The 11,209-nt window shown below is 64.3% G+C and carries 12 protein-coding genes; 4 read left to right on the top strand and 8 right to left on the bottom strand.

The annotated features are described in order from the left end of the window. Window positions 1-274 precede the first annotated feature (274 nt). The gene (locus tag AC1D34_RS26315; protein WP_476825775.1) at window positions 275-1,117 is read left to right on the top strand and encodes an inositol monophosphatase family protein; all 843 of its coding nucleotides are present in this window, start codon (window positions 275-277) and stop codon (window positions 1,115-1,117) included. Window positions 1,118-1,324: 207 nt separating this feature from the next. Here AC1D34_RS26315 and hemP read toward each other — a convergent pair whose 3' ends face one another. The 6 genes from hemP to AC1D34_RS26285 all read right to left on the bottom strand — a co-directional run bounded on the left by hemP (window position 1,325) and on the right by AC1D34_RS26285 (window position 6,243). Next, the gene (hemP, locus tag AC1D34_RS26310) at window positions 1,325-1,507 is read right to left on the bottom strand and encodes a hemin uptake protein HemP (protein ID WP_441492419.1); all 183 of its coding nucleotides are present in this window, start codon (window positions 1,505-1,507) and stop codon (window positions 1,325-1,327) included. Between the two features lie 244 nt (window positions 1,508-1,751). Continuing rightward, entirely contained in the window at window positions 1,752-2,237 is a 486-nt protein-coding gene (bfr, locus tag AC1D34_RS26305; RefSeq protein WP_113517171.1) for a bacterioferritin, read from the bottom strand. A gap of 124 nt (window positions 2,238-2,361) precedes the next feature. Beyond that, window positions 2,362-2,649 (bottom strand): (2Fe-2S)-binding protein, encoded by a 288-nt coding sequence (locus tag AC1D34_RS26300; protein ID WP_476825774.1) that lies wholly within the window; start codon window positions 2,647-2,649, stop codon window positions 2,362-2,364. Continuing rightward, window positions 2,646-3,185 (bottom strand): iron response transcriptional regulator IrrA, encoded by a 540-nt coding sequence (irrA, locus tag AC1D34_RS26295; RefSeq protein ID WP_441492420.1) that lies wholly within the window; start codon window positions 3,183-3,185, stop codon window positions 2,646-2,648. The genes AC1D34_RS26300 and irrA overlap by 4 nt, the downstream gene beginning before the upstream one ends. A gap of 145 nt (window positions 3,186-3,330) precedes the next feature. Then, the gene (locus tag AC1D34_RS26290; RefSeq protein WP_476825773.1) at window positions 3,331-4,908 is read right to left on the bottom strand and encodes a DHA2 family efflux MFS transporter permease subunit; all 1,578 of its coding nucleotides are present in this window, start codon (window positions 4,906-4,908) and stop codon (window positions 3,331-3,333) included. A gap of 147 nt (window positions 4,909-5,055) precedes the next feature. Continuing rightward, window positions 5,056-6,243 carry an HlyD family secretion protein gene (locus AC1D34_RS26285; protein ID WP_476825772.1) on the bottom strand — a complete coding sequence of 396 codons (1,188 nt, stop codon included), beginning with the start codon at window positions 6,241-6,243 and terminating at the stop codon, window positions 5,056-5,058. A 142-nt stretch (window positions 6,244-6,385) separates the two neighbouring features. Here AC1D34_RS26285 and AC1D34_RS26280 point away from each other — a divergent pair, with 142 nt between their 5' ends. Next, the gene (locus AC1D34_RS26280; RefSeq protein WP_476825771.1) at window positions 6,386-7,045 is read left to right on the top strand and encodes a TetR/AcrR family transcriptional regulator; all 660 of its coding nucleotides are present in this window, start codon (window positions 6,386-6,388) and stop codon (window positions 7,043-7,045) included. Between the two features lie 5 nt (window positions 7,046-7,050). Here the strand turns inward: AC1D34_RS26280 and AC1D34_RS26275 are convergent, their stop codons facing one another. Further along, window positions 7,051-7,953, bottom strand: a complete 903-nt coding sequence (locus AC1D34_RS26275; protein ID WP_476825770.1) for a DMT family transporter — start codon at window positions 7,951-7,953, stop codon at window positions 7,051-7,053. Window positions 7,954-8,140: 187 nt separating this feature from the next. Next, on the bottom strand, window positions 8,141-9,175 hold the full coding sequence (locus tag AC1D34_RS26270; protein WP_441492424.1) for an aspartate-semialdehyde dehydrogenase: 1,035 nt from the start codon (window positions 9,173-9,175) through the stop codon (window positions 8,141-8,143). Between the two features lie 473 nt (window positions 9,176-9,648). Between AC1D34_RS26270 and AC1D34_RS26265 the strand changes: the two genes are divergently transcribed. Then, the gene (locus tag AC1D34_RS26265; RefSeq protein WP_476825769.1) at window positions 9,649-10,713 is read left to right on the top strand and encodes a hypothetical protein; all 1,065 of its coding nucleotides are present in this window, start codon (window positions 9,649-9,651) and stop codon (window positions 10,711-10,713) included. A gap of 141 nt (window positions 10,714-10,854) precedes the next feature. After that, window positions 10,855-11,160, top strand: coding sequence for a hypothetical protein (locus tag AC1D34_RS26260; protein ID WP_441492426.1), 306 nt, complete (start codon window positions 10,855-10,857; stop codon window positions 11,158-11,160). Window positions 11,161-11,209: the final 49 nt, after the last annotated feature.

Genomic DNA, 11,209 nt, shown 5'->3' with positions numbered 1-11,209 from the left:
CACATCAAGACCGACGAACAGCTCCATGGCAGGCCTCCTGACCGGTTGGATCGATGGAGCCTGACCGGAAGACCGCTCTCCGTCATCCCGTATCAACGGGCGGCCGGAGCCCCAACAACCCGATCTTTTTGTTTCGCGATCGGTGCTCGCGGTTCGGGCGCGAGTTCGGGGCGCTTCCTTTGAAACGCGGCGCCGGTTTGGGTGGTGGTAGGCGGTCCTTGGCAAATTGGCGGGATCCAGAGGGCAAGCCCGAGATAGGGGAGCCGAAATCACGATGAGTCTGATCGATAAAGTATCGACGGTTCTGCGACAGGCAGCTGCAGAGGCGATTTTGCCGCGCTTTCGCAATCTGACCGCGCGTGATGTGGAGGAAAAGTCCCCGGGAGAACTCGTCACCGTTGCCGATCAGCATGCCGAACGGTTGATCGGCGAGCAATTGCTGCTGCTTGATCCGTCCGCCAGGGTCGTGGGCGAGGAAGCCTGCGCAAAGACGCCAGCATTGGCTGACACTCTCGATCGGGGCACCGTCTGGTTGATCGATCCGCTGGACGGCACCGGAAATTTCATTTCCGGCCGAGGGCCATTTTCGATCATGCTCGCACTGCTGCGCGAAGGCGAGGCCGTCGCAGCCTGGATGCTCGATCCGCTGTCGGATCAGCTTCATGTTGCCGAGCTGGGCAGCGGCGCGCAGATCAATGGAGTGCCTGTGGTCGCTGATGAGAAGCCGGATGGGCTGCGGAGGGGCTCGATCTCCACTCGTTTCCTGCCGCCTGACGTGCTTGAGGCCATCGAGGCGCGCTCGGATCGAGTGCCCTTGATCGTGCCGCCGCTGCTTTGCGCGGGGGCCGAATATCCTGCCATTGCCACTGGCGAGCGCGATTTCGCCGTCTTCTGGCGAACGCTGCCATGGGATCATCTGCCCGGAGCGTTGTTCTTGAGCGAGGCTGGCGGCCGCGTCGCCCGCTGGGATGGTTCACCCTATCGCGCCGGACAAGACGGTTCTGGCCTCTTGGCAGCGCGCACGCCCGATCATTGGCGAGCGACGCACATTGCGCTCTTCGATTGGCGCAGTGATCGCTCAGGGGCGAGTGAGTCTTGGTTGCGAGCGCTCGACTAGACCCGTTCGAGAGCGCGATGCGAGAGGTCAGGCAAGGTCAGGCCGATGGCAGCGCCTGGGCGGATTTCGCCGCCCGCCAGAACGATCGCCATGATCCCGGACTTGCGAACGAGCCGGTCGTCGGAAACGCGCCCGAGGACAGCGGAGAGGAGCCCGGGACGGAAGCAGGCTCTCTGGCACAGAGCGCGTGGCTTGGCGAGCGGGGAGCTATTTGGTCAGGATCAACCGGTCGCGGGCGGTGACGCGCAGGCGATAGGCTTCGCCAAGATGCATCAGGATGACCTCGCGTCCAGTGCCGACCAGTTGACGGACGTCGACGACCGGGACGTCCGATTGTCCGGGGTGGGGTGCTGTTTTGCCAGCAAGATCAGATGGCGGAACGGAACTCATCGCAGCGATCCAAATCGATAATCTGCAGGAGGCAGACAAGGTTCGGCGCTGATCTTCCGTAGAGATTCAGTATTGAACGATAATCATTACAAACTACGTCGGTATCAGCCTATGAATTAGGTCGCTTTCAATCGCGCCGTCAAGGCGGTGGTCCTGTTCCGACTTCGAGCACCTGCTTCCGCACGAAAAAGCCGGACCTGCGGGGCAGGTCCGGCTTGCGACTGGCGTCGGAATGCTTCGGGGATCAATGATCCGCTTCGAGTCCGCCAATATGCTTCTGGGTGTAGAGTTCGATGCCGACGCGCTCGATCAGGTCGAGCTGGGTCTCGAGGAAGTCGATATGACCTTCCTCATCCTTCATCAGCGCCTTGAACAGGTCCTCGGACGGGTAGTCGCCGACCTCGCGGCAATACTTGGCCGCTTCCTGATAGAGTCCGCGCGCCTCGACCTCGGCCTTGAGATCGCACTCGATCACTTCCTTGACGTTCTCGCCGATGCGCAGCGCGTCAAGCGTCTGCAGATTGGGGAAGCCCTCTAGGAAAAGGATGCGGTCGACGAAACGGTCGGCATGGACCATTTCCTCGATCGATTCCTTCTTCCAGGTCTTGGCCATCTCCTTCAGCCCCCAATTGTCGAGCATCCGGTAGTGCAGCCAGTACTGATTGATCGCGGTCAGCTCGGAGCGGAGYCCCTTGTTGAGGTATTCGATGACCTTCTTGTCACCCTTCATCGCAGCTCTCCTCGGGCTCGCATCACATTAGAATGATCCTAATGTAGAGCGGCAATTCGGAGAATGAAAGGGAGAAGTCGCGCCAGGACCGGGAAATATCGACGTGGCCCGCGGCCGAGAAGCCTCAGGCCGCGATCGTGTCTTCCTCGATCGCCAGCCCGTCCATCAACTGGGTGACGGAGACATGTACCGCGCATTCAACGTCGCGACTGGCGCAGGAATGGCATTGGCTGGCGCAGGCGGCGCGGGCCTCAGCAAGAATGGCTCTGACGGCCCGGGCGCAACGTCCGCAGTCCGGGCTGCAGCCCAGACAGTCATAGGCCTCGCCAGCCGTCACCGGTCCAGTGCCATCGGGGGCAATGGTTCCCTTGATCTGCCGGCAGGACAGGACGTTGCAGGAGCAGACGATCACGCGTGGTGCCCAGCTCCGGCGGCGACCCGGGTCTCGACTTCGGCGCCATCGGCGTTGCGCAGGCGGACAATGACCTCCACGGACGAGATCATCATGCCTTCCGGGGCGACGGGCAGGCCGGAGACCTGGATTTCCGAGCCAGGGATGTCGACGACGGTTTCGTCGTCCTCGTTATAGAAATGGTGATGCTCCGACACATTGGTGTCGAAGAAAGTCTTGGGGCCGGACACCGAAACCTGGCGGAGCAGGCCAGCTTCCGAGAACTGCCGCAGCGTGTTGTAGACGGTCGCGAGGGACAGCGGTTCGCGGGCGCGCAGCGCCTCCTCATAGAGCATTTCGGCGCTGACGTGCCGGTCGCCCTTGGCGAAGAGCAGCCAGCCCAGCGCCATGCGCTGCCTGGTCGGACGAAGGCCAGCATTGCGTAGCCGCGTTTTCACCGCACTGATCGGGCAGGAAGCAGGGCTCTTCTGCGGCCACGGAATCTGTTCCGCGGCAGCGCGGGCCTGGCTGGGATCCTTCACGGGCAAAACGCTCATCGGTACGCCTTCCACATCGCCGGTATGCCGGCCTCGTAGTTTAGAAAACATCTAAACTACTGATATCATTGCTATATTTGGCGGGACTCCGCGCGAATGTCAATCCGGAGCCGGCTGCGACACGGTGCTCCAGGCTCTGACGAGCCTAGTGCCCAGCCCCGGCGGGCGCCGCTTTCGGCGGCTTGCGCATGAACACGGCCAGCACGACCAGACCCGCAAAGATCCAGGTCAGGCCGAGAAAGACATCGCCGAAGGCCATGACCAAGGCCTCGCGATGGGCGAGTTGGCTGATTTTGGCGAGCGCCATCGCCTCGGCATTGGCGCCATAGCCGGCGAAAAGCTGCATCATCTGGGCCAGCCTCTCTTCGGCGACCTGGCTGCCGACAGCGACGGCTTCATGCAGCCGGGTGATGTGCAGGTCGGTCCGGGTGTTCAGCAGCGTGTTGATCACGGCGAGGCCCACCGCGCCGCCAAGATTGCGCGTCAGGTTGTAGAGGCCCGATGCGTTCTTGAGCTGCGCCGGAGGCAAGGTGCCGAGCGCCAGATTGTTGATGGGCACCATGCACAGCATCAGCGAGACGCCGCGCAGGATCTGGGGCAGCAGCAGTTCGTGGAAGTCCCAGTCCTTGGTGATGAAGGACGCGAGATAGGTGCCGGCGGCGAAGCCGGCGAAACCGATCATCATCATCACGCGTGGATCGAGCTTCTGCGACAGCTTGCCGGCGACGGGCGCCGTCAGGAACATGCACAGGCCGGTGACGAACATCGTCTCGCCGATCATCAGCGCGTCATAGCCGCGGATGCGGCCGAGAAAGACGGGGTAGAGATAGGTCAGCCCGTAGAGGCCAATGCCCATCGTGAAGCTGAAGAGCGAGCCGAAGGCGAAGTTGCGGTTGGTGAAAGCGTAGAGATCGACGAGCGGATCCTCGCGCGTCAGCGCCCGCCAGAAGAACAGGACCGCGCCCACCAGCATCAACGCGGTGAAGAACACGATCTCGTGGCTCTGGAACCAGTCGAGCCGCGTGCCTTCCTCCAGCACATATTCGAGGCTGCCGAGGAAGGCGGCCATGCTGGCGAGGCCGAGCCAGTCGAAACGCTTGAGCAGGCCGGGCTGCGGCTTGTCGAAATCGATCAGCGTCCAGGCTGCGATGGTGACGCCGATGCCGGGGATGACGTTGACTAGGAAGAGCCAATGCCAGGAGAAGGCATGGCTAAGATAGCCGCCGACCGTCGGGCCGATGGTCGGCGCGAGCGTCGCGACAAGCCCGATCAGCGGCGAGACGATCGGCCGCTTCGAGGCCGGGAAGATGGTGAAGGCGGCCGCGAAGACGCCGGGAATCATGCCGCCGCCGATGAAGCCCTGGACCGCGCGCCACAGGATCATCTCGTTGATCGAGGACGACATCGCGCACAGCACGCTCGAGACCGTGAACCCGGCTGCGGCGATCGAGAAGAAGACGCGGGTCGACAGCGCCCGGCTGAGATAGCCGGAGAGCGGGATCATGATCACTTCTGCGATCAGATAGGCGGTCTGGACCCAGGCGATCTCGTCGGCGCTGGCTGACAGGCCCGCCTGGATCTCGGCCAGCGAGGCGGAGACGATCTGGATGTCGAGGATCGCCATGAACATGCCGAAGACCATCGCCAGGAAGGCGAAGATCCGCCGCATCGGGATGGCGTCGGAGGCCGCCGGCGTGCCGGCTGTCAGTGTTGCAGTGGCCATGACGGCCTCGTCTTCCTGGCGCCCCGCACCGTCGCCCTGGCCAAGCGGCATTGGCCGCGCAAAGCCGGGGTCAATCGGTGGGCGTTACGGCTGCATGGATTCCGGATCGTCGCGACGCGCCATCCGGAATGGGTCTTGTGGTTCCGTTCAGGCCTGAGGGCGCGGGTCGATCTTCACCACGACCGACATGCCCGGGCGCAGCGCATGGCGCGCAATGGCCTGCGGGCTGAGCGTGATGCGCACCGGGACGCGCTGGACGATTTTGGTGAAATTGCCGGTGGCGTTGTCAGGAGGCAGCAGCGAGAACACCGAGCCCGTGCCGCCGGAAATGCCGCTGACGACGCCGTCAAACACCTGATCGGGCAGGGCGTCGACCGTGACCCTTGCCTTGTCGCCGATCTTCAGGCCGCCAACCTGCGTCTCCTTGAAGTTGGCATCGATATAGACTTGGTCGAGCGGGACGATCGACATCAGCCGCTTGCCGGCACTGACGAGGTCGCCAAGCTGGACATTGGTGTTGGCGACCAGTCCGTCGATCGGCGCTGCGATCCTGGTGAAGGACAGGTCGCGGGCGGCCTTGTCCTCGGCGACCTTCAGCTCGTCCATCTGGCGGGAGGCTTCGTTGCGCTGTGCCTCCAGCACCTTGATATTGGCTTCGGCCGCGGAGACCCCGGCCTCGGCGCTGGCCAGTGCGGCGCGGGCTCGGTCACGCGCTGCCGTTGCCGCATCGAGGGTCGCCTGCGATCCGTAGGACTTGGCGGCAAGGCTGTTGGCGCGGTCGAAATCGGCGACGGTGCGGATGATATCGGCCTGGGTCGAGTCCCGCTGCGCCTGGGCCTGCAGCAGGCTGGCGCGGCCGGCCTCGATCTGGCTGTCGATGCGCAGCAGCGTCGCGGCTGCCGTCGCGCTCTTGGCGCGGGCGCTCTCCAGTGCGATGCGCTGGTCGCCATCGTCGAGGGTGACGAGCGGCTCGCCGGCCTTGACCTGCTGGTTCTGCTTGACGGCGACAGTTGCGACATTGGCTGCGAGCTTGGCCGAGATCGTGGCCATCTCGGCGCCGACATAGGCGTCGTCGGTCGAAACGATGAAACGGCCATTGCGCCACCAGTCGACGCCGAACCAGAGTCCGGAGCCGAGCGCGGCTGTCGCCAGCAGCATCATGCCCGCACGGCGCACCGTCTTGCCGCGGGGCTTGGCGGCGGCAGGGCTCTCCGCTTCGCGCGGAGCTGCTTCGTCGGCCTTGCGGGCCTGGGCGGGGAGCGGCGTGGTTTCGAGCGCGGGGTCGACCAGCTTCAGCCGGTCCCGACGCGACTCAGTCTTTGTCTCGGCGGACATGGGCGATCCTGATAATCACTGTTCGAACCGATCGGTTCGATTTCAGTTGAAATAGCGCTGGCGATGGCGCATATCAAGTGAAATCGAACTGAGCGGTTCGATTATTTTTGTGCGGCGCAAAATGCCGGGACGAGATGGGGTTATGGACGAGGTTGTGAAGATCGCAGGAGTGCCGCCGCGCCGGAAGCGGCGTGCGGCGGGCGCAGATCCCGACAAACGTCGCCAGATCCTGGACGGAGCCCATGAGGTCTTCCTGACGCGCGGGTTCGACAATGCCAGCATGAGCGACATTGCCGCGGCCGCGAATGTCTCGAAGGGCACGCTCTATGTCTATTTCGAGGACAAGGAACATCTCTTCGTCGCTCTGATCGAACGCGAGCGTGAAGAACAGAAGCGCGGGATCTTCGAAGCGCTCGACGATGATCCCGATCTCGGTCATGCGCTGACGCATTTCGGCGAGCGGATCGTCCAGCTCTTGGTCTGCGATTTTGCGCTCAGCGCCCAGCGCATCGTCGTTGGCGTGGCGGAGCGCATGCCCGATCTCGGCCGTGAATTCTACGAGAACGGACCGTTGCAGGGCGCACGGCGCATCGCCGGCTATCTAGACCGCAAGGTAGCGGAGGGACAGCTGGAGATCGACGATACCGCGCTGGCAGCCGTGCAATTCGTTGACCTGTGTCAGTCGACCGTGCTGCGCCCGCGCCTGTTCAATGCGTTGCGCGAGCGACCGTCCGACGCCGAGATCTCCCGCGTGGTTGCCTCGGCGGTCGCGATGTTCCTCGCGCGATACGGCAAGCGATAGTCCGCTTACAAGGCTCGCGCCCGCATCCGCTCGCGATKGGCGGTGTAGAGGCCCGAGGCGGCGATGATCACCGAGCCCAGCAAGGTGAAGAGATCCGGCAGGACCGAGAACAGCAAGAAGCCGAAGACCGAAGCCCAGAGCAGCTGCACATAGGAGAAGGGCGCGAGCAGCGAGGCGTCGGCATGGCGGAAGGCGATGATGACGAACCAGTGCCCGATGGTCGAAGCGACGCCGATGAAGATGCCGATGGCGATCGCCTCCGCCGTCAGTGGCTTCCAGCCGAGGGGCTGCAGCAAAGTCAGCAGCAGGAAGCCGACCACGGCCGACCAGGTCAGCGTCGTCACCGGGTCCTCCGTCGTGCTCATCATGCGGGTGACGATCAGGGCAAAGGCCCAGGTCGCGGCTGAAAGCGCTGGCAAAAGCGATGCGGCGTGGAAGTTGGCACCTCCGGGCCGGACGATGATCAGGACACCGGCCAAACCGACCAGGGTCGCGGTCCAGCGCCGCCAGCCAACCTTCTCCCCAAGCATCGGGATCGACAAGGCGGTGACGAAGAGCGGCGCAATGAAGCTTGTTGCGGTCGCATCAGCGATCGGCAGGTATCGCAGCGACGAGACGAAGATGATGGAGGAGAGGGTGACTGCGACGCCTCTGAGCAACTGCATGTGCAGACGCTTCGGTCGCAGGCGTGCTGCGCCGCCGCGCAGTGCCACCCCCAACATGATCGCCGTAAAGGCGGCATAGCGCAGCCAGGTGATCTGTAGCGCGGGCATCGTCGCCGCGAGATATTTCGAAGCGACATCGGAGCTGGACAGGAAGATGCTGGCAAGCAGCATCAATCCGATGCCGCGCAGCGCAGCATCGCGACGTTGCGGCACGGGAGGAACGGCCTCGGTATGCGCGGGCAAGGCCGGTACCGGAGCTTTTGAAGGGTGGGGAGAGGACAAGGCGACGCCGGAACTGGAGAGTGGGACGACGCTAGCAGGATTTGCCTGCGGCGGGCGCGCAAACTCGGAACAGCGCCCATGCGCCCGGGCCCTTCATAAAAAAGGCGGGCTTGCGCCCGCCTTCGTGGAGCTTTCCGAGCTGTCGGAATCAGGCCGCCTTCTTGCGCGGCTGGATCAGCTTGCGGTTGACCAGCACCTCGGCGATCTGCACGGCGTTCAGGGCTGCGCCCTTGCGCAGATTGTCCGAGACGCACCAGAAGGCGAGACCGTTCTCGACCGTATTGTCCTCGCGGATGCGCGAAACATAGGTCGCGTCCTCGCCGGCCGCCTCGTGCGGGGTGATGTAGCCGCCGGGCTCGTGCTTATCGATGACGAGGATGCCGGGCGCGGTGCGGAGCACCTCGCGCGCCTCGTCGGCGGTGATCGGCTTCTCGCATTCGATGTTGACGCTCTCGGAATGGCCGATGAAGACGGGCACGCGCACGCAGGTGGCGGTCAGCTTGATCTTCGGATCGAGGATCTTCTTGGTTTCCGCCATCATCTTCCACTCTTCCTTGGTGAAGCCGTCCTCCATGAAGACGTCGATCTGCGGGATGAGGTTGAAGGAGATGCGCTTGGGGAACTTCTTGGTGACGACGTCGCCGGCCGAGAACACGGCGCGCGTCTGGTTGAAGAGCTCGTCCATGCCCTCCTTACCGGCGCCGGAGACCGACTGATAGGTCGAGACGACGACGCGCTTGACGCCGAAGCGGTCATGCAGCGGCTTCAGCGCCACGACGAGCTGCGCGGTCGAGCAGTTCGGGTTGGCGATGATGTTCATCTTGGAGAAGCCGGCGGCCGCTGCGGCATTCACCTCCGGCACGATCAGGGGCACGTCGGGATGCATGCGCCAGGCCGAGGAATTGTCGATGACGACGCAGCCCTGGCCGCCGATCTTCGGCGACCATTGCTTCGAGACCTCGCCCCCCGCCGACATCAGGCAGATATCGGTATCGGAGAAATCATAGTGATCGAGCGCCTTCACCTTCAGCGTCTTGTCGCCGAAGGAGACCTCGGTACCAATCGAGCGCGAGGAGGCAAGCGCCACGACCTCGCTCACCGGGAAAGCCCGCTCGGCAAGGATGTCGAATATTTCGCGACCCACATTGCCTGTGGCGCCGACAACCGCGACCTTGAAGCTCATGCTGCTGTTCCTTTTGGAAGTAACCGGTTCTGTCTCCCCCGGGAGATGCCGACCCGCCTGGTCTGGATGGCGGGTTCGGCCGTAGCCCCCGCCGGGGGGGAGGGCCCGGAACCGAGGCGAAGCGTCAGCGCGACGTCCGGAGCGTGCCGGTCGTCGTTTTGGTCGTGCGTTTCGTCGTCAGGGCGACAATCACAGAGCCAAATCCCATAGGGCTGAAAGCATTCGCGGTCGCGCTCGAGTGGATCCTCGCCTCGCGATGCCCATCCAGAACACCCGCGGCGATAAAAAGTCAATTGGTCTCGGCAGCCCAGCGCGTCAGGACGGGATTAACCCTGCCTCCTAACCAGCGATTCACGACAATCGCGGTTCGCAGGCCGCCGGTAACCCGATACTGACCCGGATGCCCTCAGCGTCGCCGGCGGGTGAGGACAGGCTGCTGGCGCGGAGGCGCAGGCAACGAGCGGGGTCTTGTCGTGTCGCGTGAGTTCGCAGCGTTACTGGTCAATGGCTTTCGCCGGCTCGGCTCGAGCTGCCGGGAGCTCGGCTCGGCGGCCGCACATCGTGCCTTGCCCGTGGCGGGTAGCGTGAAGGGCAAGCTCGGCGGTCCCGATCCGATTGGCGCCTTGATCAGCGTGATGGACCATGTCGAGGCCGCGATGCGGACAATCCTCCGCTGGCTGCGCGCTGCCGTCCGCCATCGTGGCCTGGGCCTGACCGGCGGTCTGGTCTGGCGCGGCCTGGCAGCCGTTGCCGGTATCGGGATGGCCGCTGCGCTCGTCACGAGCTTTGTGGGCGATGGCGGCGAGATGCAGGTCGCCAGCCTTGCCGAGCAACCGGCTGCGGAGATCCGGTCCGTTCGGGACGTTCGCCAGGAGCCGCGCCTGCTCGGCGCCCAACATGAAGACTGGACCAGGATCGCGCGGCCGATCGCGATGTTTGGCCTCGACTCACCGGAATTGGAGCGCCAGGCCACGGCCTATGAGGCGAGCCGGAGCCAGGACGGCGCGAAGCGTGAGGATATGTTGAGCTTTGGGGTGTTCGCCGAGGCAAAGCCGCATCTGCTGCTGCGCCTCGTCGTCGACCATGGCGACGATCATCTGACGCAGCCCTTCATCATCGCGCTGGTGCGCGAGGCCGCTGCGCGCGGCATGTCCGTGCAGCGCAGCGGTGCGCCGACAGGGCTCACCACCAAATTCGGCTCTGTCGAAGCCACGGATGTGACCCTGAGCGATGGTACGACTGAACGCGCCTGCATCGGCTTCCGCCACCGGGGCGGCGACACGTCGCTGCGACTGAGCGGCTGGTGGTGCGGTGGGGCGGCGCGCCCGGCCGATCGTCAGCAACTGGCCTGCCTGGTCGATGGGCTTGCCCTGCTCAGCGCCGGCGAGGATCCTGCGCTGCGCAGCCTCTTTACCGCAGCTGAACGCAACCGCGACGGCGCCTGCTCACCGCCGCGCCCATCCGCGGCCGGTCGCAAGACGTCATCGCTCGACGCCGAAGGCACGGTGCCGAGCCACAAGGCGGCCGCGAAAAGGTGAGGGGGCGGCCGTTGAAATCGGCTGCCCGAGCGTTATCTCAGAGCTATGGGGCAGTAAAAGCGTTAACCGCGGCGGGATAGATTTGGCGCTATCAATCGCCGCTTTACTTCCCCTTGGTCATCGCCTCAGGAGACCCTCGCCATGAATTCCTTCAAGCGTCTCGCCGCCGGTCTCGGCATTTCGCTCGTGGCGTTGACCGCGGTCGCTTCGGTGGCCGAGGCGCAGCAGCAGCGCAAGCCGTTGCGCGTGATCGTGCAGAAGCGCAGCTATCTCGATCCCGGCAATGTCGTGCCGGTCGGCTCGCTGAACCGATACGCCACTCAGCAGCTCATCTCACCCCCGGTCTATTCGAATGTCGCTGAGCTTTACGGCGATAGCACCTTGCCGCCGCGCATCGGCGCCGGTGTGAACCCGTTCCGGAACACGTTTTCGACGCCGGGCTTCTGAGCCGTCCGGGCCTTCTGAGCCGTCCGGGCAGAGACGAGAAAGGCCCGCC

Source organism: Allobosea sp. P1_A7, from assembly GCF_056406775.1.
Note: the sequence above shows the minus strand (reverse complement) of the source record. Positions and strands in the feature narration are given on the sequence as shown.